This is a genomic window from Sporosarcina psychrophila, from assembly GCF_001590685.1.
Taxonomy (GTDB): Bacteria; Bacillota; Bacilli; order Bacillales_A; family Planococcaceae; genus Sporosarcina; species Sporosarcina psychrophila.
Genome location: NZ_CP014616.1, coordinates 475752 through 496433 on the forward strand (window position 1 = coordinate 475752; position 20682 = coordinate 496433).

The 20682-nt window shown below is 42.7% G+C and carries 21 protein-coding genes; 16 read left to right on the forward strand and 5 right to left on the reverse strand.

Features of this window, described 5'->3' with window-relative positions; all coding sequences use genetic code 11:
- Positions 1–17: 17 nt before the first annotated feature.
- From AZE41_RS02280 to AZE41_RS02305, 6 genes are all read left to right on the forward strand, one after another.
- Positions 18–359 carry a DUF6054 family protein gene (locus tag AZE41_RS02280; RefSeq protein ID WP_067205151.1) on the forward strand — a complete coding sequence of 114 codons (342 nt, stop codon included), beginning with the start codon at positions 18–20 and terminating at the stop codon, positions 357–359.
- 120 nt (positions 360–479) lie between these two features.
- The gene (locus AZE41_RS02285; RefSeq protein WP_067205154.1) at positions 480–1127 is read left to right on the forward strand and encodes a uracil-DNA glycosylase; all 648 of its coding nucleotides are present in this window, start codon (positions 480–482) and stop codon (positions 1125–1127) included.
- Positions 1127–1669 carry a P-loop NTPase family protein gene (locus tag AZE41_RS02290; protein ID WP_067205156.1) on the forward strand — a complete coding sequence of 181 codons (543 nt, stop codon included), beginning with the start codon at positions 1127–1129 and terminating at the stop codon, positions 1667–1669. The genes AZE41_RS02285 and AZE41_RS02290 overlap by 1 nt, the downstream gene beginning before the upstream one ends.
- Positions 1666–2634 carry an ABC transporter ATP-binding protein gene (locus AZE41_RS02295; protein ID WP_067205158.1) on the forward strand — a complete coding sequence of 323 codons (969 nt, stop codon included), beginning with the start codon at positions 1666–1668 and terminating at the stop codon, positions 2632–2634. The genes AZE41_RS02290 and AZE41_RS02295 overlap by 4 nt, the downstream gene beginning before the upstream one ends.
- Positions 2631–3269 (forward strand): ABC transporter permease, encoded by a 639-nt coding sequence (locus AZE41_RS02300; protein ID WP_067205160.1) that lies wholly within the window; start codon positions 2631–2633, stop codon positions 3267–3269. Before AZE41_RS02295 ends, AZE41_RS02300 begins: the two co-directional genes overlap by 4 nt.
- 14 nt (positions 3270–3283) lie before the next feature.
- Positions 3284–4174 (forward strand): glycine betaine ABC transporter substrate-binding protein, encoded by an 891-nt coding sequence (locus AZE41_RS02305; RefSeq protein ID WP_067205163.1) that lies wholly within the window; start codon positions 3284–3286, stop codon positions 4172–4174.
- Positions 4175–4534: 360 nt separating this feature from the next.
- Here AZE41_RS02305 and AZE41_RS02310 read toward each other — a convergent pair whose 3' ends face one another.
- Entirely contained in the window at positions 4535–4825 is a 291-nt protein-coding gene (locus AZE41_RS02310) for a nucleotide pyrophosphohydrolase (protein WP_067205165.1), read from the reverse strand.
- Between the two features lie 196 nt (positions 4826–5021).
- Here AZE41_RS02310 and AZE41_RS02315 point away from each other — a divergent pair, with 196 nt between their 5' ends.
- The 4 genes from AZE41_RS02315 (at position 5022) to AZE41_RS02330 (ending at position 8828) form a co-directional block, all read left to right on the forward strand.
- Positions 5022–5636 (forward strand): DNA-3-methyladenine glycosylase, encoded by a 615-nt coding sequence (locus tag AZE41_RS02315; RefSeq protein ID WP_197485356.1) that lies wholly within the window; start codon positions 5022–5024, stop codon positions 5634–5636.
- A gap of 63 nt (positions 5637–5699) precedes the next feature.
- Complete coding sequence (locus AZE41_RS02320) at positions 5700–6215, forward strand: type 1 glutamine amidotransferase domain-containing protein (RefSeq protein ID WP_067205168.1); 516 nt, start codon at positions 5700–5702, stop codon at positions 6213–6215.
- A gap of 331 nt (positions 6216–6546) precedes the next feature.
- Positions 6547–7602: a YkvI family membrane protein gene (locus AZE41_RS02325; protein ID WP_067205169.1), complete on the forward strand. Its 1056-nt coding sequence runs from the start codon at positions 6547–6549 to the stop codon at positions 7600–7602.
- 425 nt (positions 7603–8027) lie between these two features.
- A complete protein-coding gene (locus AZE41_RS02330; RefSeq protein ID WP_067205172.1) occupies positions 8028–8828 on the forward strand; it encodes an alpha/beta fold hydrolase in 801 nt (266 codons plus the stop codon).
- Positions 8829–9558: 730 nt separating this feature from the next.
- Here AZE41_RS02330 and hmpA read toward each other — a convergent pair.
- Positions 9559–10746: an NO-inducible flavohemoprotein gene (hmpA, locus tag AZE41_RS02340; RefSeq protein WP_067205177.1), complete on the reverse strand. Its 1188-nt coding sequence runs from the start codon at positions 10744–10746 to the stop codon at positions 9559–9561.
- A gap of 162 nt (positions 10747–10908) precedes the next feature.
- On the opposite strand from hmpA, the gene AZE41_RS02345 reads away from it, so the two are divergent.
- Entirely contained in the window at positions 10909–11352 is a 444-nt protein-coding gene (locus tag AZE41_RS02345; protein WP_067205180.1) for an RrF2 family transcriptional regulator, read from the forward strand.
- A gap of 39 nt (positions 11353–11391) precedes the next feature.
- Positions 11392–12318 carry a manganese-dependent inorganic pyrophosphatase gene (locus tag AZE41_RS02350; protein ID WP_067205183.1) on the forward strand — a complete coding sequence of 309 codons (927 nt, stop codon included), beginning with the start codon at positions 11392–11394 and terminating at the stop codon, positions 12316–12318.
- 106 nt (positions 12319–12424) lie between these two features.
- On the opposite strand, the gene AZE41_RS02355 is transcribed toward AZE41_RS02350, so the two are convergent.
- On the reverse strand, positions 12425–13801 hold the full coding sequence (locus AZE41_RS02355; RefSeq protein ID WP_067205185.1) for an FAD-dependent oxidoreductase: 1377 nt from the start codon (positions 13799–13801) through the stop codon (positions 12425–12427).
- Between the two features lie 102 nt (positions 13802–13903).
- Between AZE41_RS02355 and AZE41_RS02360 the strand changes: the two genes are divergently transcribed.
- Positions 13904–14542, forward strand: coding sequence for a DsbA family oxidoreductase (locus AZE41_RS02360; protein ID WP_067205187.1), 639 nt, complete (start codon positions 13904–13906; stop codon positions 14540–14542).
- Between the two features lie 238 nt (positions 14543–14780).
- On the opposite strand, the gene AZE41_RS02365 is transcribed toward AZE41_RS02360, so the two are convergent.
- Positions 14781–15308, reverse strand: coding sequence for a YceI family protein (locus tag AZE41_RS02365; protein ID WP_067205190.1), 528 nt, complete (start codon positions 15306–15308; stop codon positions 14781–14783).
- Positions 15309–15506: 198 nt separating this feature from the next.
- Here AZE41_RS02365 and murB point away from each other — a divergent pair, with 198 nt between their 5' ends.
- Positions 15507–16427 (forward strand): UDP-N-acetylmuramate dehydrogenase, encoded by a 921-nt coding sequence (gene murB / locus AZE41_RS02370; RefSeq protein WP_067205193.1) that lies wholly within the window; start codon positions 15507–15509, stop codon positions 16425–16427.
- A gap of 221 nt (positions 16428–16648) precedes the next feature.
- Here murB and AZE41_RS02375 read toward each other — a convergent pair whose 3' ends face one another.
- Positions 16649–17323 carry an adenine nucleotide alpha hydrolase family protein gene (locus tag AZE41_RS02375; protein WP_067205195.1) on the reverse strand — a complete coding sequence of 225 codons (675 nt, stop codon included), beginning with the start codon at positions 17321–17323 and terminating at the stop codon, positions 16649–16651.
- Positions 17324–17857: 534 nt separating this feature from the next.
- Here AZE41_RS02375 and AZE41_RS02380 point away from each other — a divergent pair.
- Together AZE41_RS02380 and AZE41_RS02385 are read left to right on the forward strand one after the other, a co-directional pair.
- Positions 17858–20269 (forward strand): Na+/H+ antiporter subunit A, encoded by a 2412-nt coding sequence (locus AZE41_RS02380; protein ID WP_197485357.1) that lies wholly within the window; start codon positions 17858–17860, stop codon positions 20267–20269.
- Positions 20259–20681, forward strand: a complete 423-nt coding sequence (locus tag AZE41_RS02385) for a Na(+)/H(+) antiporter subunit B (RefSeq protein ID WP_067205198.1) — start codon at positions 20259–20261, stop codon at positions 20679–20681. The genes AZE41_RS02380 and AZE41_RS02385 overlap by 11 nt, the downstream gene beginning before the upstream one ends.
- Position 20682: the final 1 nt, after the last annotated feature.

A 20682-nucleotide genomic window follows, 5' to 3' on the forward strand; every position in this document is an offset into this window, starting at 1 on the left:
ATAAAGGGGATGAGAATATGTCAGTACGCGAATTTACTGTATCTATTTTACCAGCGGCGGCAATGGATGTTATTGAGCAATTTGTAGTCAGAGGGAGTATCAGTGGAACGCTTGTCGATCGGTATGTGAGGCGGCTAGGCGATTACGAAGTCCATGTCCTAGTGTTGGAAAAGTATTATATGAGGTCCAGCAACCGCGCGTCGCTTACTGTGACAATCGATAATTTAGAAGGACAAACGAAAGTCCATGCGGTCGCATCCGGCGGTTCAGAAGGGATGTTCCTGCGCTTTGATTGGGGCGCTGGAAATAATTTTGCGAACAGTGTGGAGTCTGCATTGGGATCGTATATAGTGGGTTAGAATGAAGAGATAGGCAAAAATAATCAACGCAACAAACCAATAGCGACATAGTCCAGAGTCTTTCCTTTTGATGGAAAGGCTTATTTTGTTAAAATGAAAACACAAGAGAGGGGTGCTTAGATGTTCCGTATACCTGAATCGATTGCGAACCTTGGCCGGGAACGGATAGAAGGTTTTCCTGTGGAGGGGTTTATTTACGGAGAAGGTCCCATAAAACCGGAGCTGATGCTAATCGGCGAAGCACCTGGTGAATTCGAATTGGTTGATGGCATTCCTTTTATCGGTCGTGCTGGGAAGGAACTGATGAAGTCACTCGAGACAATCGGTTTAACACGTGAAGACGTTTATATTACAAGTGCAGTCCGCAGCAGGCCATATAGATGGGGAACGAAAAATAACCGTGACGGAACCACGACAGAACGGAAATATAATCGGCCACCAACCATGAAGGAAATTTTGGCACATGCGCCAGTGCTCGATTATGAACTAGCAAATATTGAGCCGAAGCTCATTGTCACGCTTGGTAACGTCGGATTGCAGCGATTACTTGGCAAAGAGGCGAAGGTGACGGAGCTTCACGGGCAGCTGTTGGATCGCCCCATTCAATTTTTAAAAGAATTAGATGATACGAGCTTCAACTTGACACAGAAGTTGTACAGGATAGTGCCGACATTTCATCCTGCGTCTATCTTTTACAGGCCGTCGCATAGACCCTCATTAGATGCAGATTGGTTGGAGATTGGCCGTATATTGGGGGAGATGAATTAGTGGAAGCGATTCATCATAAAAAAGTACTGATTATCGGTTGCAGTGGAGCTGGAAAGTCGACCCTGTCACGCAAGCTCGCTATGAGGTGGGGATTGCCTTTGCATCATCTTGATGCACTGTTTTGGAATGAAGGGTGGATACCTACACCAAAACCGGAATTCCGTGAGATGTTGAAAGACGTGGTAGCGCAGCCTGAATGGATCATCGATGGGCATTTCAATTCCACACTTGAAATGAGAGCACAATATGCGGATCTAATCATCTTTCTTGATTTTTCGAACTGGCTTTGCTTATCACGGGTCACGAAGAGGGTATGGAGTTATTGGGGACAGACACGTCCAGATATGGCGGAGGGATGTCCCGAAAAGATTGATATGAATTTTGTCCGCTGGATTTGGCGCTATCCGAAAGACGTTCGACCGGGTGTGTTAGACATTTTGCGGAAAACTCAAGCGGATGTCGTACTGCTGAAGACATCGGTTGAAGTTGAAAGATGGTTAGCGACTACACCGCAAAGAAATACAAAAGGAGGAGTTCTATGATTCGCTTTGAAAATGTAACAAAACGTTTTGCGGATGGAACGGAAGCGTTGAAGAATGTGTCCGTGACAATCCCGACAAATAAGTTAACTGCCATTATTGGCCCTTCTGGCTGTGGAAAGACGACGCTTATGCGGATGATTAATCGGCTGGAAGTGCCGTCAGAAGGCGCCATCTATATCGATGAGCTGCCAATCTTCGAACGAGACGAAGTGGAGCTACGGCGTTCAATTGGCTATGTCATTCAACGAATCGGTCTCATTCCTCATATGACGATTGAAGATAATATTGCACTTGTTCCTGAATTACTCAAGTGGGATAAAGAGAAAACTGCTGTTCGTGTCGATGAGTTACTTGATATGGTGGATCTTGATCCGGCTGTATTTAAGAAACGTTACCCTTTTGAGCTATCAGGTGGTCAACAGCAGCGGGTCGGCGTTAGCCGGGCACTTGCGAGTGACCCGAACATTATTTTAATGGACGAGCCCTTTTCGGCACTCGATCCTATCAGCCGTGAACAACTCCAAAAAGAATTGAAGAAGCTACAGAAGAAAATCAAAAAGACAATTGTATTTGTAACACACGATATGGACGAAGCACTCGAAATTGCGGATGTAATTATCGTGATGCGGGAGGGGCAAATTGAGCAGATATCTTCGCCTGATGAATTGATTGAAAATCAGGCAAATGATTTCGTTCGTGAATTCATTGGACAGGAACGAATTGACAGACAGCGTAATTTCGGTCAGAGACCTATTAAAGAGTTCGTTAGATTCTATGATGAAACATGGACAGGCGAAGTAAGAGAAGTGACTTCAATGCTGACAGTCGATGATGCAATTACTGTCCTGGATGCCCATCCTAGCAGTCGTCTTGCCGTAGCTGAAGACGGAGTTGTGATTGGCTATATTGGTCATCATTCGCTCTTGCAAGCGTCAATGGATAACGGGAAGTGGGTGAAATCATGAAGAACTTTATCGAGACAGTGACTAGTCGTTCAGACATGATTACAGAAGCTTTTCTCCAACATATCTTTCTGTCTTTCGTAGCACTTGCCATCGGGATACTCATTGCTCTACCAACTGGAATGCTGGTTGCCCGTCATCGTCGTTTTGCAGAGCCAATCATTGGTGTAGCAGCGATTTTACAGACGATACCAAGCCTTGCATTGTTCGGTTTTCTTGTTCCGTTAATCGGAATAGGCTCAAAAACGGCTCTTATTGCACTTATTATTTACGCATTGTTACCAATCGTACGCAATACATATGCGGGTCTTACAGGTGTCGATGAGGCGATTGTCGAAGCGGGACGCGGGATGGGGATGACGCCCAACCAAATCTTGAAGAAAATTGAGTTTCCGATTGCCTTGCCTGTTATCATGGCTGGTATTCGGACAGCGACTGTGCTGACGGTAGGTATTGCCACGCTTGCAACATTCGTCGGGGCAGGCGGACTGGGAGATGTTATTTATAGGGGTTTGCAATCTTATAATAATGCGCTTGTTCTTGCAGGAGCGCTGCCAGTTGCATTACTCGCCATCGCTTTTGACTTCATCCTAAAATGGGTAGAGAAGAAGGTAACTCCAAAAGGCGTACAACATTGATAGGGGGAAGAAAGATGAAAAAAGGATTAGGAATTATTTTAATGTCGTTGACACTGCTACTTGGGGCGTGCGGCGGAAAAGATGAAATTGTTATCAGTGGTAAGCCATGGACAGAGCAATTCATACTGCCGCATATTTTAGGGCAATATATTGAGGCAGAAACGGATTATAAAGTGAAGTATAAAGATGGTCTAGGTGAAGTAGCTATCATGACGCCTGCACTTGAAAAAGGCGATATCGATCTTTACGTAGAATATACAGGAACGGGTTTGAAAGACGTTCTGAAAGAAGAATCGAAAGCGGGAGAGAGTTCTGAAAGCGTTTTGGAACGTGTGAAAAAAGGCTATGAAGATAAATTTGGAGTGACATGGCTAGAGCCACTTGGTTTCGAAAACGGCTATACGTTGGCTTTCACGAAGGATAAAGAATACAATGCGAAAACATACTCCGACCTCGCAGGAATTTCCGCAGATGAAGAAATGATATTTGGAGCACCGCATGCTTTCTATGAGCGTAAAGGTGATGGCTATGATGATATGGTAATTTCTTATCCATTTACATTCAAAGACACGAAGAGCCTGGACCCAAATGTGATGTATGAAGCGGTGAAAAATGGGGATGTTGATGTTATTCCAGCATTCACAACAGACAGCCGTATTCAGATGTTCGATCTTGCCACAACGGAAGACGATCTAGGATTTTTCCCGAAATATGATGCAGCACCAGTCGTGCGTCAGGAAACATTGAAGAAGTTTCCTGAACTTGAAAAAGTGCTTAATAGCTTAGCAGGAAAAATTACGGAAGAAGATATGCTGAAAATGAATGCCCGCGTTGATTTGGATAAAGAGAAACCAGAAGACGTTGCCCGCGCGTTTTTGATTGAAAAAGAATTAATTAAGGAATAAAGAAAAGCGTAAGCGCCTTGGTAGAGGCGACAGGCATAAGACGGGCTAGCGAAGCAGCGTTCTTTGCTGCATAGCTGGACTGACTTATGACCCAAGCCTCTGGGCGCTGTAGCTAGACAATAAAGAAAAGCGCAAGCGCCTTGGTAGACCCGAAAAGCGCTGGAGGACCATAAGAGAAAGGCGCTTTTTGCCTTTAACTTAAGGACTGAAGCGACTCGAGGGGCTAGGCGCTGTAGCTAGACAATAAGAAAAGCGCAAGCGCCTTGGTAGACCCGAAAAGCGCTGGAGGGCGTTAAGAGAAAGGCGCTTTTTGCCTTTAACAAAAACCGTTCCCGCAAGACTGGGAACGGTTTACTTAATTCATACAGGGTATTTCTCTGCATTTTTCTTCATCTTCGCACGTGCAGCTTCTTCCAAATCTATGCCGATGAGATCAGCGAATTGTAATAGATAAATAAATACGTCCGCTGCCTCATCCACGATTTCCTGTTTATTATGAGCGACTGCTTCTTCTCCAGATTTCCATTGGAAGTGTTCTAGTAACTCACTTGCTTCCAAAGAAATTGAAATGGCGAGATTTCGAGCATCATGATTGCCGCCCCAATTGCGAGCTTTCGTAAATTCACGTATTTCAGTTTGTAGCTTTTCCAAATTTATCTCATCCTTTCGACAGTTTTTCTTGATGTCCAGCTACAGGCGCCAACTCCTCGGGACATTAGGCGTTTTATTGCGTGGGCTGTAGAACGCCCTCTCCACAAACCGTCGTATGCCTGTCGGAGCTAGACGGCGCCTTGTGCTTTTCTTGAGTATACGTTACTTAGACTTGTGATTCTAGGGAATACTAATAATGAAGTGGAGGGCGATTGCGATTTATACACCTATAGATAAATTATTTTTTGAGGCACCTGTACTCGAATTGGCCCGAAATTTGCTCGGACAGTATATTGTGCACAAACAGCCAGAAGGGGATATTGTGGTTCGTATTGTTGAAACGGAAGCGTATCATGGACCTGAAGACAGAGCGGCGCATAGTTTTGATAATCGCCGAACGAAGCGGACAGAAATCATGTTTGGAACCGCTGGACTTATTTATACCTATCAAATGCATACACATACCCTAATGAATGTAGTGAGCGGAGCAATTGGAACACCCCATGCCATTCTTATCAGGGCAGGAGAACCAGTGGTTGGATTAGAACTGATACAGGAGAACCGTGGCCATCATTTAAAAATGACAGATTGGACAAATGGACCAGGGAAATTATCGAAAGCACTTGGTGTGACAATGAAGTATTACGGTCATCATTGGACAGATGAGCCGCTATTTATTGCCGCAGGTGCTGCGCCTGAAGAAATTGTGGCTGGTCCCCGGGTGGGTATTGGAAACTCCGGAGAAGCGGTTCATTATCCATGGCGTTTTTATGAAAAAGATAGTCCTTATGTCTCCAAGTATCGTCCTTAAGTTTAAATGTAGCTCAAAGAGGTATAGAACAAGAGTACAAACAAAAAAAGGAGTGCATTTAAATTGGCTAAAATAGCAACTTTAATCACGAATCTATTTGAAGACTCGGAGTACACAGAACCAGCAAAAGCATTCAAGGATGCTGGACATGAAGTAGTGACAATTGAAAAATCAGCAGGTGTAGAAGTAACCGGGAAGCAAGGTACTGCAAAAGTTAAGACGGATTCCGGCATCGACGATGTAAAACCGCAAGACTTTGACGCATTATTTATCCCTGGAGGATTCTCCCCGGATCAGTTACGTGCAGACGACCGCTTCGTGCAATTTGCGAAGACGTTCATGGATGATAAAAAACCGGTATTTGCAATCTGTCATGGTCCTCAGCTTCTAATCACAGCTAAAACCCTTGAAGGAAGAGATGCAACGGGTTATAAATCGATAAAAGTTGACATGGAAAATGCAGGTGTGAAATATGTGGATAAAGAAGTTGTCGTGTGCCAAAATCAGCTTGTGACAAGTCGTACACCTGAGGACATACCAGCGTTTAATCGTGAATCATTAAAACTTCTCGAAAAGTAAATAGTATTAGCAGAATAGCAAATAATACAAAGAAGGCCGATTATGCGGCCTTTTTTGTATTAGTAGGAGACTATAAAACTCAAACTGTGGAGAAGGTTTCACGTTTAAACTTCAATGCTTAGGGGGTGTGGGGGATATGCCAACTGAAACGCATCTCTGCTGTTCTACCCTATATCTGCCGGTCTTGACTAGGCGCTTAAGTTTTTGTTATTGTTGAAAAGGTATCCGAAGAGTGATAAATTAGAAGAGTACTATAACACTTAATATTAAAAATGTGACGGTTTTATGGAGTTGCTAATTTTTAGTGCCGTGTACTAACTAGGGGGACATCATGAAAAAAGTACTTAAAATGGGAAGCGCTTTCATAGGTATAATCGTTGGAGCAGGTTTTGCTTCCGGACAGGAAGTTCTACAATTTTTTACAAGTTTCGGTCTTCTTGGTATTGTGGGGGCAATTATTTCGACAGCATTTTTTGCTTATCTCGGTATGGTACTCACTCGACTTGGAAGTCGTATGCAGACCACTTCTCATAAAGAGGTCATTTATAAAATAAGTGGTCGTTACTTAGGGATTATTGTTGATTACATAATAATTATTACGTTATTTGGTGTAGGGGTTGTTATGATTGCAGGGGCAGGTGCAAACTTGAACCAGCAGTTCGGGTTGCCGCCATTTGTCGGCAGTCTTCTTATGATTGTTCTTGTCATGTTGACGGTTATGCTTAATGTCGATAAGGTCGTCGGCATAATTGGAAGTATTACACCATTCCTTATTCTTGCGGTTGTCCTTGTATCTATTTATTGTTTAACAACCATGGACACTTCTTTTGCAGTCCTCGATCCAATTGCTCAAGGCGTAAAAACGACATTGCCAAACTGGTTCATCTCGGCAATCAACTATGTGTCGTTTAACATAGCTGTAGGAGCCTCAATGACCATTGTCATGGGAGGAACAGAGAAGGATGAGAAAATAGCGGCATGGGGCGGATTTGTCGGAGGACTTGGTTTAGGGATTCTTATCTTGCTTAGCCACTTGGCGATTTTCGCTAAAATCGAAACAGTTGGAGATGCTGAGATGCCAATGTTGGCAATCATCAACGATGTTTCGCCTATACTTGGCATATTCATGGCGTTCATCCTATACGGCATGATATTCAATACTGCGGTCGGCATGTTCTATTCTTTCGGAGCACGTTTCATTCAAATTGGTACGAAGAAATTCAATGTTTTCGTTTTGATCACCCTCATTATCGGATTTGGATTGAGCTTTGTCGGCTTTAAGGAACTTGTAGCTAAACTCTATCCAACAATCGGATATCTTGGTCTGTTCCTTGTTGTAGCGCTGATTTACGCATCATTCAAACTTCCGGCAAAGGTTAAGAGCTAAAGCTATTTCAAAAACAGGGACGGTCACGGAGCTGAGCTTCGATGACCGTTTTTTTTTGTGTGGCTTGGGAAATTACAAAATCTCTTTCTATATATGTTGAACAAATGAATACCTATATTAACTGAGCGAAGGCGCCTTACAAGGGGGAGCCGAAGCCCTAAGACTGGCGGCGAAGCTGCTTGGCTTAGGGCGGGAGGCATACCCGAGCGCCGTAGCGGATTTGAAGGGAATCATTATTTCAACTTATATAGTGAAAAGTGATAATTCACGTCTAGTCTCCAAGGCACTTGCGCTCTTCTTACTGCAGTTTGTGTCGAAAAGAAGTCGCTCTTTCAGAGAATAAAGCGATTGAACACTTATGAAGGTTGAGTTGGTTCCATGTATGATGGTTTAATAGACATAGTTAACTTGGAAGGGTGAGCAGCTTGCTTCACTATAGAACTTACGAAATTAGCCCGACAACCCCTTGGGTAACATTCATACATGGCGCGGGCGGAAGCTCTTCTGTCTGGTACAAACAAATTCGGGAATTTAGAAAACAACATAATGTTCTCCTAATTGACCTTCGGGGGCACGGACAATCTGCCGGTGGAATGTGGAAAAAAGGCGATACATTTATGGATATATCGAAGGAAGTAATTGAAGTGCTAGACGAGGTTAGCATAAAAGACACGCATGTTATCGGCATGTCACTCGGGACGATCGTCGCACAGACTATGGCAGATAACTTCCCAGAACGTGTAAACTCACTCATTCTTGGTGGAGCGATTATTCGTTTTGATATCCGAACAAAGTTATTATTATTGGGGGGGCGTGTAGTAAAGCGTTTTGTCCCTTATATGCTCCTTTATAAATTATTTGCTTATATTATTATGCCGCGTAAACAGCACGAAGAATCGCGAATGGCTTTCGTCAATGAAGCCAAAAAAGTGTACCAGAAGGAATTTATCAAATGGTTTTCCCTTACTAAGCTTATAAATCCATACTTGACCCGCTTACAAGCATCGACAACGGCCATTCCAACATTATTTTTGATGGGTGAGGAAGATTATTTGTTCATTCCGCCGATTGAGGAAGTTGTTCGTAAAAATAAAGGATTTGAATTCGTTAAAATTGAAAAGTCCGGCCATGTTTGTAATATCGACCAACCGGAAATGTTCAATAAGTTAGCCATCGATTATATAGCTAAAATCGAACAAAGAAAAGCCGCCATCCAACTGGGATGACGGCTTTTCTGCAGATTGACGAATGATCACGTCTGTTGAACAACCATTTATTTGCATGAAATACTGGTGAGTAGGGCTTGATGACCTTCATTTTCACTGCACTATTTTCGGCCCGCTTTCGACTAACTATTCATGACAGATTTACTGAGGGGGGCCATACTCTTTTCAGTAATACTGTTGCGAATAGTTGCCTGTCGCGTTCCTTCAATGTTCAAGTGAAAAATGCAGTAGTTTTGGAAGAAAAGAATAGATGACATTCTATGGAGAGTGTAAGTGTCCGAAGATGCAATTTCGGGCACTCTTGCACTTTGTATAATTGGTTCCTTGCTTACTTTTAGCAAAGATTCTGCATGTAATTATGTGAGACCTTATAGAAAGCGACACTTCTTTACTAGTAAAGAAGTGAAAATCCTAAAGAAAGCATCAGCCGCCAAAATTGCATCTTTGGCGGCTTTTATCCGGGTAGATGCCCCTTTATTCTTTCGTCCCGAAAAGCTTTAGCACTTCGTGTACTTATGCATTTGGAGCGCGAAGGATGAAGGATCACCATACGATTACCGAAAAAATGTGTAGGGATGCAACAAATTCGCATCTCTACACATCCAGAAATTCCGTAATCGTATAGAAGTCATTCAATCCTAAACAATCCAAAGTCAACTATACACGTAGCGCCCAGTAGCTGATCATGTTAGTCACTGGTTACTCTTGGCTAAACAACAGGTGTCACGGATTATGCGTTTACAAGTTCTAGTTCCTCAGCAGGGCCGAAGAATTCGAAGTTTATTTTTTCTTCTGGAACACCGAGTGCATATAGACCTTTAATGACAGCTTGCATGAAAGGTGTTGGCCCACAAACAAAGATATCGCTGCCTTCAATGACGTTAGCGGCAAGGAAGTCGGGGTTGATAAAGCCATCCCCCTCATCTGAGTAGAGCACGGCATATGTGGAACTAGGCATAGATTCATTCAACGTGCGTAATTTTGCATCGAATGCTTGGTGTTTGCGTGTACGTGCCGAATGTAGGAATGCAGCCGGCCGTTCTGGTGTTGTTTTGGCGATGGATTCATACATGCTCATCATTGGCGTGATACCAACACCGCCGCTAATAAGTGTCACTGGATTTTTACTTTCCATATCAAGGTGGAATACACCCGCTGGAACACTAACTTCAACTGTGTCACCGACATTCATTTCACGATGAAGGTTAACGGACATTTTACCGTTCGGTGTGACTTCATCTTCGCGTTTAACAGAAATGCGGTAGGAGTCGCCTGTTGGTGCTTGTGACAAACTGTATTGGCGATTCAAGATATAGTCTTCGCCTGGAATTGTGACACGTAACGTGATGTATTGTCCTGGTTTGTATGAGGGTACTTTTTTGCCATCAACAGGTTTTAAATAGAATGATGTAATAACATCACTTTCAACTACTTTATCCGCGATTACAAAGTCTTTGAATGTTTTCCAGCCGTCATCCATTTCCTCAGCTTTGGCATACATTTCCTTTTCGATACCGATGAAGACACCTGCGATAACTTCATAGGCTTCTCCCCAAGCACCAATAATTTCGGGAGTTGCAGCTTCACCTAATACTTCTTTTATAGCGCCTAATAGGTAGTAGCCGACGATTGGATATTGTTCTGGTGTAATGTTGAGTGATTTGTGTTTGTGCGCAACTTGAACGACAGCAGGTAAAACAGCGCTGAGGTTATCGATATTTGCAGCTGCCGCGTAAACCAGTCCTGCAAGTGCGTTTTGTTGACGTCCTTGGGATTGATTGGCATGGTTGAAGATGTTCAACAGTTCAGGGTGAGCCTCGAACATATTTTTATAAAACACTGTTGTAATTGTTTTACCGTGTTGCTCCAATACAGGTACGGTTGATTTGATAATGGTAATGGTTTCTTGTGATAGCATGTTGTAGCACGACCTTTCGTAGTTGTTAACTCAAGCTTAAACTATAAAAGTGCTTAAAGATATATTTATAATACATCTTTAGAAAGTGTTAGGAAGTTAGTCACATTTCTTTCACGTAATTGCCACAAACGTTATAATGGTATTTGAAAGAGCGGTGAAGTTATGCGTCTAACGATGTACACAGACTTTTCGTTGCGTGTTTTAATTTATCTGGGAGCAAAAGAGCCAGGGGAATTATCAACGGTCCAGGAAATTTCAGATACATACAATATCTCGAAAAATCATTTGACGAAAGTAGTGCACGAGCTAGGGAAGATGGGGTTAATCGAAACGATACGCGGTCGTGGTGGTGGCATCAGGATGAAAGTGGAACCTAAAGACATCAACGTTGGAAAACTAGTTCGAAGGACGGAAGATGATTTTCATCTTGTTGAATGTTTTAATTCTGAGTCGAATAGTTGTATTCTTTCCCCGGTTTGCCGATTAAAAGGTGCATTACACGAAGCGTTGAATGCTTATTTAGCAGTTTTAGATAACTATACAGTGGCAGATTTTATCATTAATAAAGATGAGCTCAAAGCGATTTTGTTTGACCATCCATTATGATAAAATGAAAAAGAATATAAAAACAGGGGGCTATTTTTCATGGGAAAAGTTTTTGTTTTTGGACATAAAAATCCTGATACCGATTCAATTTCATCGGCAATCAGTTACGCGTATTTAAAGCAGCAATTGGGAATGAATGCAGAAGCAGTAAGACTCGGTGATGTAACGAATGAAACGGCATATGCGCTTGAATATTTTGGTTTTGAAGCGCCACGTTTTATCGAAAAAGCCGCGCCAGAAGTAGCGAAAGTCATTCTCGTCGACCATAATGAAAAACAGCAAAGTGTGGATGATATTGATGATGTGCAAGTAATCGAAGTTGTCGATCATCATAGAATTGCTAACTTTGAAACGAACGATCCTCTCTATTACCGTGCAGAGCCGGTAGGATGTACGGCAACGATTTTAAACAAACTATATAAAGAAAACGGTGTTGAAATACCGAAAAATATTGCTGGGCTTATGCTGTCTGCACTTATTTCGGATTCACTATTATTCAAGTCACCGACGTATACAGACCAAGACCGTGCTGCGGTTGAAGAATTGATTGCTATCACAGGTGTGGATGCACAAGAATATGGACTGGCTATGTTGAAAGCTGGTGCAGATTTAAGTGGTAAAACGCTCGAAGATCTTGTGAAACTTGATGCGAAAGAATTTGGTATCAATGAAGTGAAGATTGAAATTGCACAAGTGAATGCAATTGACATCAATGATGTTATGAATCGTCAAGCCGATTTGGAAGACCTTCTATACCGTGTCATTGCTGAAAAAGGGCTCGACCTGTTTTTGTTTGTCGTAACTGACATATTGAACAACGACTCAATCGTATTGGCACTTGGTAAAGAAGCGGGGCGCGCTAGCGAAGCATTCAATGTTACACTCGTGAACAACACGGCAACATTGAAAGGTGTCGTCTCCCGTAAGATGCAAATTGTTCCAGTATTGACTGAAGCATTGAAATGATATGAAGTGAATAGGAAAAGGTTGCAGTCCGCGTAAAGTGGATTGCAACCTTTTTGTTTTAATTGAGGATGAGCTGGTATCTCGGATTAGTTATGATAGCCATATCCTATTTCAAATCAAGTGGTTTCGTCGCAGGGCCTTCGAGGACGGAGCCGTCTTTTCGAAAGCGTGAGCCGTGGCACGGGCAATCCCATGTTTCATCGCCGGCATTCCACCTCGTCCGGCAGCCCATATGCGTACAGATGGGGGAGTCCGTCCGTGTAATATGACCGCCAGTAAACTCTTTTAAGACAAGCCCAGTATTTTTCAAAGCTTGCAGTAAGAATGTACCAAACCCTGTTCGATCAGGCGAATAAAGTTCGGAAGCACGATTCTCTTTGCCGACAATTAGATCGCTGATAATCCGGGCGCTCGCCATTGAATTCGATAGTCCCCATTTTCGATATCCCGTACTTAAATAGACGTAAGGCATGCTAGAAGAAATAATTCCCGCGTATGGAATCAGATCGGGTGTCTGCGGGTCTTGCGCGGACCAGCCATGAGTCAGGGGAGAGAGGTTATACACATCTTGCAAATCGGTGTAAAGCCGATTGTAATGTATCTGTGTATCGCTTTCCATTCCCGCCTGATGACTTTCCCCAGACAGCAGAAAATACGTTTTTCCATCGATTTGTGCCGTTCGGATGGACCGTTTTGGTTCATCGACTGCAATATACTGCCCGCGAAGTGGCATATCACCTTCTGCCGCGACGATATAAGACCGATCGACAGACAATTTCATAATTTGTAGCCCACGCAGTGCTTCAATCGGGTAGTGTGAACATAATATTAGTTCCTTGAACTGAACTTCATGTCCCGATTTCATAGAAAGTAGACGTTTCTTTAAATCCATTAATAAAACATCCGAATGTTCGTAAATACGCGCACCTGCTTCAACCGCAAGACGCGCAAGATGTTGTCCGAATCGCACAGGGTGAATCTGACTTTCGTTATTCAATGTAAGTGTTGCGTCAATCTGAATCGGTAATTCAGAATTCCTCCCTAGTTCACCTGGGATGCCAAGTTCCTTGTATGCATTCATCTCATAACGGAGTAATTCAGTGCCCAGCTTAGATTGAGAATAAAGAATGGAGTCAGCTGCCTTTAATTCATCTTTTATTGCAATAGATTTCCCAAATTGAACGGCTTCTTCGTTCACTTCAAAATACATTTTTGCATTGTCTCGTCCAAACTGTTTTAGTAACTTTGCATAAACGAAGTCATGTTGGGCAGTCAGTTTTCCCGTGGAGTTGCCCGTAGCTCCCGCTAGGATTGTATCTTTTTCGAGAAGGATAACATCTTTCCCTTCTTTAGCTAGAAAATAGGCGTTTGCAATTCCACTTAGTCCGCCCCCGATGATGCAGACGTCGCAGGTGACATCGCCCTCAAGTTTTGGATATGGTTCACGTGGATATGCAGTACTAAGCCATAATGAATTGGACATAAAATAACCTCCGTCAAGTCTGCTTGAAATAGTAGTAAGCATATTCATTGTTCCCTTCTTTGATTGAATTTAAAATGAAGAGTATGAAAGGTGGCGGGAAAAATGAAAATTGAAATATGGTCAGATTATGTTTGTCCATTTTGTTATATTGGAAAGCGCAGATTAGAAGAGGCATTAGAGCAAACTGGTCTTGGGGAAAAGGCTGAAGTTGTTTTCAAAGCATATGAACTAGATCCGAATTCGCCCGCAGTATCCGATACACTGATGACAGAAGTCCTTGCGAAGAAGTATGGGATGAGTGTGGAAGAAGCGAAGAAGATGACTGATAATGTAGTGGACCAGGCAAAATCTGTGGGATTGAATTATAACTTTGACGTAATGACGCCAGCAAATACATTTAATGCACACCGTCTAGCGAAACTTGCTGAACAGGAAGGTTTCGATAAGACTGTATCGGAAAGTTTACTGAAAGCTTATTTCATAGATGGTGAAAAAATAGGTGCAGAAGACGTATTGCTTCGCATTGCCGAAGAAGCAGGAATTTCACGCGACCGTGCGAAAGCAGTTCTTGATTCTGATGAGTTTGCAGATGATGTAAGAATGGATATCGCAGAAGCCCAGCAAATAGGTGTGAAAGGTGTTCCGTTTTTCGTTATCGATCGCAAATATGCAATCTCAGGAGCGCAGCCGGCAGAAGCATTTGCAAATGCACTTCGACAAGCCGCGGAAGAAGAAGTTTAAACAAAAGAAATAAAAAATCGGCCATGTGATCATAATGATCGCATGGCCGATTTTTTAAGTTATTTATTAAATTATAAAATCTCGAACTAGGATAAGTTACAACATAGAGATTTCACGTCTAGACTCCAGCGCCTAGCCCCTCGAGTCGCTTCAGGCTTGCTGATAAAGGCAAAGAACGCCTTTCCCTTCAAGCCTTCCGGCGCTTGTCGGGGCTTAGCAGGCGCTTGCGCTTTTGTTATTATTGAGCTGGGTTTGCTTGTAAATCGATTGTGATTTTAATGTCGTCACCTACAAGAACGCCGCCTGCTTCAAGCGCTTGGTTCCATGTAAGACCAAATTCTTTTCTTGAAATTTTCCCTTCGACTTCGAAAGCAGCTACGTCTACGCCCCAAGGGTTTTTACCTGTACCTTCATACTCAGCTTCGAATGTAACTTTTTTCGTTACATCTTTAACTGTCATATCGCCAGTAACGTCATATTCGTTATCGCCTTTTTTTACGATATCTGTTGAAACGAATGTGATTGTCGGGAATGTTTCTGTATCGAAGAAATCAGCAGAACGAAGGTGGTTGTCACGATCGTCGCTATTGGTATGAATTGTTGTAGCGTCGATTGTGAAGTTGATGTTAGCACCCGTCAAATCTTCAGGATTCCCTTCGATTGTACCTTCTACGCCTGTAAAACGTCCTCTTACTTTAGAAACCATCATATGCTTAACTGAAAAACCAACACCTGTATGTGAAGCGTCTACTGTCCATTTTGTCATTGGAAAAACTTCCTCTCTGAATAAGTTATGTTCTTACTATATTCGATAAGTATCTTGAAGTCAAGGTATTTAATCGAATTTAATTTGAATAAGGTGAATAGTAAGTCCTTTATTCTAATTAGTATTCCTTGTCAAAGTATAAGTTTGCAAGCATACTATTAAAGATGAAAAGCTTTAAATTGAAAGGATTGAATGTTGATGTCGAAACATCAATGGTATGAAGAACTTCAGAAAACAATTACAACAGGTACATTATTAATTGACGAGTCACTATGTAAATACACGATGACAAAACTTGGAGGAGCTGCAGACCTTCTTGTCATACCTGGAACAATAGATGAAACAGAGGCGACAGTACGTTACGCATATAAAAATAATATTCCATTATTATTACTCGGAAACGGGTCGAATATGGTCGTCAGGGATGGCGGTGTAAGAGGAATTGTCCTTCACTTGTCACAACTCAATACGATAAGGATTGAAGGATCACTTGTGCATGCCGAGGCGGGGGCACTAATCATTGACGTTTCAAAACGTGCGGCAGCGACTACACTGTCGGGTATCGAATTTGCCTGTGGAATTCCAGGCTCCATCGGGGGCGCAATGGCGATGAATGCCGGCGCGTATGGTGGGGAGATAAAAGATATAATTGTGCAGGCAACAGTGTTAACGAAAGCTGGAGAGCGGTTAGTTCTTTCAAAAGAACAACTTGAGCTCGGTTATAGGAAGAGTATTATATCGCAAGAGGGCTACTACGTTCTCTCGGCAGATTTCCAACTCGCACAAGGAGACCAGGGTGTCATTGATGGGAAGGTAGCAGACTTAACCTTCCAGCGTGAATCAAAGCAACCGCTTGAGTATCCATCGGCCGGAAGTGTGTTCAAACGACCACCGGGCTATTTTGCGGGCAAACTTATTCAAGACTGCGGTCTTCAGGGAAAAGGGCATGGCGGAGCAGAAGTTTCATTGAAGCATGCTGGTTTTATCGTCAATAAAGATAATGCGACCGCATCCGATTACATTCAGACAATTAACATGGTGAAAGCGGAAGTGAAAAAAGTATTCGGCGTTGAACTGGAACTTGAAGTGAAAATCGTCGGCGAAGAAATAACGGAATAACAAAAAGCGGATGACCCATGATTGGGCTATCCGCTTTTTTGTTTTTTTAGGAAACTATATGTTTTTTGACGTAGAGCAGTGTTTAGGCTCCAGGCATCAATCTCAACACAAAGTCGCAAATTTAGACTGTCTTCTTTGAGTTTCAGTCCTTTATTTAAAGGCAGAGATCGCCTTTTTCTCCAGCGCTTGTTGGGGTTAAAAGGCGCCTTGCGCTTTTCTTATCATCTGGCGTTTTTACAAGAGAGCAGTGCAGGGTCGGTTACTTGGTCGTCTGTAATGTGCACTTGGCACATTTTATTGTTACTCATGAATTTGAAGATCCCATTGTTGAAGTCAGTTCCAACTTCTTTGAAGAAAATACCTTCAAAGCGAACTTCTTTTGAAAGCGTGAAGTTGACGCGGAAACCGTTACTGTCTTCGACTAAGTAGGCACGTACGCCTTTTTCGAACATGCCGTCAATCTCGTCTCTGATGGCGCGATCGACAGAAACGACATGGAAGTCAACGAATGTGATTTCTCGTAACAATACGTTCATGAACGAACCTTTAGTAATCTCTTCCCATCTACTCTGAGCAGTTTGCCCAAGAATGATTTGGGTAATGTTATGTGTATGAGCTACTTCCTTAATAACTTTTGCGGAAGTACGTTTTTCATTATCCCGGATTATGAAATCTTCTACTTCGAGTTCTTCAGCGAGTTCTTTCCAACGATCGATATATTCGGATTTTTCCGCGTCAAATTCATCATAAGGAAGCGGGTCCACTGTTAAAATATACATTGGACAATCCATGATCGTTGCAATTTTATGTCCGCGCCTAATGAGACGCTCACCATTTGGACCGTAGTAGACACAAACGAGAATACTCTCGTCCATACGACCTTTTACTTTGCCCATGACGGTAGTCACCTCTTAATTATATTTTGGTTAGTCGAATTCATGTTAGAAGTTTAGTACTGATTGAAAACCAAACAATTATATATGAAAATGAACGATTTGACAAGATGCGAATGCTTCAAAGTGCTAAGAGTATGGTAATAGTGTATAATTTATTGTGTAATCTCTTTGAGCTTCCCCTAATACTATTATCTATAGCTCCCTATTATCCCGCCAGTCACGCTGAAGGTCAAGTTTGCCCAATATAATAATGAGTTTTACAAGTAATACATAATATGGATTGTGTATTTCTGTAGATTTTCAGGTGGTTTATTACAACTGTTTTAAAAGGTAAGAAGGTACAAATTTTTCTACATGGGCCGATGTCTAGACTTCAGACTTCCTTCCATTAGCCTCGGTCTGGCTGAAAAGGCTTAGCACGCCTTTATCTTCAAGATTACCAGTAGGGAGGGTCCGAACTTAATCCCTTCTACTTATCGGGGCTAAACCGCGCCTTGCGCTTTTCTTAATCTGTTTAGTATTGGAGGTTTGCATTTGTTGGCGATAACGATAGCTATTTTTATCCCGTTTTTGGCTGCTCTACTCGTCCCGTTCATTTATAAGAGGGTGCGCAGTCGCAATATCGGGTGGTTTGTCATGTCCGTTCCACTCGTCCTATTCATATATCTTGCCAGTTTCATTCCCGCGATTGCAGGAGGGAAAACATATATACATACGATTAAATGGATTGATTCTGCTGGGATCAATTTTACGACGTATCTAGATGGTCTCAGTATGATTTTTGGCCTTTTAATTACTGGGGTAGGGAGCCTCGTAATTCTCTATTCCATATATTATTTGTCTGAACGCGAAGCATTAGGGCGTTTTTACGTTTATCTTTTGATGTTCATGGGCTCGATGCTTGGAGTAATATTCTCGGACAACTTAATGGTGCTATATGTTTTTTGGGAATTGACGAGTATTTCGTCGTTTCTTTTAATCGCATTTTGGTACCACCGCAAAAAGTCTAGGTATGGTGCACAAAAATCAATGCTCATCACTGTATCTGGCGGAGTAGGGATGCTTGTTGGTTTTATCATGTTGCATACAATGACTGGGTCGTTCAGTGTGCGCGAAATCATTGCAACAATTGGTCAGTATACAAATGAAAGTTTGTTTTTACCGGCAATGCTACTCGTTTTGCTTGGTGCATTTACGAAGTCAGCCCAGTTTCCATTCCACATCTGGCTACCAGATGCCATGGAAGCGCCGACACCGGTCAGTGCTTATTTACATTCCGCGACAATGGTTAAGGCAGGGATTTACCTTGTCGCACGCTTCACACCTGTATTTGGTGGGGAAGCGGTGTGGTTTTATACAGTTACTGGCGTGGGGATATTTACATTGTTCTGGGGATCCGTCAATGCGGTGCGGCAAACGGATCTGAAGGCATTGCTCGCCTACTCAACAATTAGTCAACTGGGTCTGATCATGAGCCTCTTCGGACTTGGTTCAGCGGCGCTTAACGAAGGCTACAGCGCGGACTCAGTTATTTATACACAGGCGACATTTGCCGCTTTGTTCCATCTTATTAACCATTCAACGTTCAAAGGTGCTCTCTTTATGGTCGTTGGTATTGTCGATCATCAAGTTGGAACGCGAGATATTCGTAGACTTGGCGGACTGATGTCACTCATGCCCGTGACGTTTACAATCGCTGTTATCGGCAGTTTTTCGATGGCAGGATTACCGCCGTTTAACGGTTTCCTTAGTAAGGAAATGTTTTTCGAATCCGTACTGAATGTGCGTAATCTCGACATTTTCGCAATGGGGCCGCTGATGGGAAGCTTATTGCCTGTTGTGGCTTGGATTGCAAGCGTGTTGACATTCGTTTATAGCATGATTATCGTTTTTCAGACATTTCTTGGGAAACATCAACCGGACCGTCTTGATAGAAAAGCATTTGAAGCGCCAGTTGGGATGCTGATTGCTCCGTCGATTCTGGCACTGTTCGTTGTAGGTATTTTCTTCTTCCCGAATGTAGTCGGAAAGTATTTGTTAAAGCCTGCAATGGCTTCGGTTTTACCTCCGTTTGAAGGTGCGGAAGGCCTTGTCCCGCATATAACTGCTTGGCATGGTTTTAATGGAGCTATCATGATGACAATTGGTGTTATCGTAGTGGGCGCGTTGCTATACTTCTTCCTTCGTTATTGGCGCGGGGTTTACTCGCTTGCACCTATGCGCTGGAATCTCGATTCTATGTATAACGGCTTGTTGACGCAGGCGGAGAAAGCTTCATCTTTCTTGACTCGGACTTATATGACGGGATACCTTAGGGATTATCTTGCATATATATTTGTTTTTTTCATCCTAACTGTCGGTGGCGGCCTGTTATGGACCGGTGGGTTTTCAATCGATTTTTCTAACGATGCTCCCATTACGGTTAGCGAGTATATCATCATCTTCGTAATGATGGGTGCGAGTATTGCGATCATCTTTGTAAAATCACGTATGACGGCAATCCTGTTAAATGGTGTTCTCGGTTATTCAATTGCTATTCTCTTTGTCGTGTTCCGGGCACCGGATTTGGCTTTGACACAAATTATCGTAGAAACCGTGACGACTGCGTTATTCCTCTTATGTTTCTATTTCTTACCTGAATGGAGCAAGGAGAAATCGACAAGGTCATTAAAAGTTTTCAAAGGCATTATTGCCATTTCGGTAGGAACGGTTGTTACAGTTCTTGCACTCGTCGTACAAGGCAATAAGATGTTCGAGTCGATTTCAGTATACTTTGAAGATGCTTATGAGTTGGCGGGAGGAAAGAATATCGTCAATACGATATTGGGTGACTTCCGGGCATTCGATACGATGCTCGAAGTAGTTGTACTTTTTATCGCCGGTATTGGCGTGTTTACATTGATTAAACTGAAGGCTGGAAAGGGGGACGAGGACGTTGAAGATTAATGATGTCATTTTACAGACAGTAACGAAGATTGTTGTCTTCATCATTTTGACGTTCGGCGTGGAATTGTTCCTTTCCGGTCATAATAATCCGGGAGGTGGATTCATTGGTGGTCTCGTCCTATCTTCCGCATTCGTTCTTCTCTATTTGGTGTTCGATATCGAAACAGTCCATAAGGGCATCCCATTCGATTTCAAGAAGATTGCAGCGTTTGGTGTATTGCTTGCAGTCGGAACGGGTTTAGGATCAGTTCTATTCGGTGCTTCATTCCTTACACAGACGGCTAGTCATTTCAACTTGCCAGTGTTCGGGGAAACGGAATTAGCGACGGTCGTGCTGTTTGAGGCAGGGGTTGCACTGACTGTTGTCGGTGTTGTTGTAACGATTATTTTAAGTATTAGTGAGGATGTGTAGC

Bases quoted from the DNA above. Each gene is read 5' to 3' on its own strand.
- AZE41_RS02315 (WP_197485356.1), top strand. From the start codon at position 5,022: ATGAAGTGGAGGGCGATTGCGATTTATACACCTATAGATAAATTATTT.
- AZE41_RS02350 (WP_067205183.1), top strand. From the start codon at position 11,392: ATGGGAAAAGTTTTTGTTTTTGGACATAAAAATCCTGATACCGATTCA.
- AZE41_RS02355 (WP_067205185.1), bottom strand. From the start codon at position 13,801: ATGTCCAATTCATTATGGCTTAGTACTGCATATCCACGTGAACCATAT.
- AZE41_RS02285 (WP_067205154.1), top strand. From the start codon at position 480: ATGTTCCGTATACCTGAATCGATTGCGAACCTTGGCCGGGAACGGATA.
- hmpA (WP_067205177.1), bottom strand. From the start codon at position 10,746: ATGCTATCACAAGAAACCATTACCATTATCAAATCAACCGTACCTGTA.
- AZE41_RS02360 (WP_067205187.1), top strand. From the start codon at position 13,904: ATGAAAATTGAAATATGGTCAGATTATGTTTGTCCATTTTGTTATATT.
- AZE41_RS02280 (WP_067205151.1), top strand. From the start codon at position 18: ATGTCAGTACGCGAATTTACTGTATCTATTTTACCAGCGGCGGCAATG.
- AZE41_RS02325 (WP_067205169.1), top strand. From the start codon at position 6,547: ATGAAAAAAGTACTTAAAATGGGAAGCGCTTTCATAGGTATAATCGTT.
- AZE41_RS02295 (WP_067205158.1), top strand. From the start codon at position 1,666: ATGATTCGCTTTGAAAATGTAACAAAACGTTTTGCGGATGGAACGGAA.
- AZE41_RS02300 (WP_067205160.1), top strand. From the start codon at position 2,631: ATGAAGAACTTTATCGAGACAGTGACTAGTCGTTCAGACATGATTACA.
- murB (WP_067205193.1), top strand. From the start codon at position 15,507: ATGTCGAAACATCAATGGTATGAAGAACTTCAGAAAACAATTACAACA.
- AZE41_RS02375 (WP_067205195.1), bottom strand. From the start codon at position 17,323: ATGGGCAAAGTAAAAGGTCGTATGGACGAGAGTATTCTCGTTTGTGTC.
- AZE41_RS02305 (WP_067205163.1), top strand. From the start codon at position 3,284: ATGAAAAAAGGATTAGGAATTATTTTAATGTCGTTGACACTGCTACTT.
- AZE41_RS02365 (WP_067205190.1), bottom strand. From the start codon at position 15,308: ATGACAAAATGGACAGTAGACGCTTCACATACAGGTGTTGGTTTTTCA.
- AZE41_RS02345 (WP_067205180.1), top strand. From the start codon at position 10,909: ATGCGTCTAACGATGTACACAGACTTTTCGTTGCGTGTTTTAATTTAT.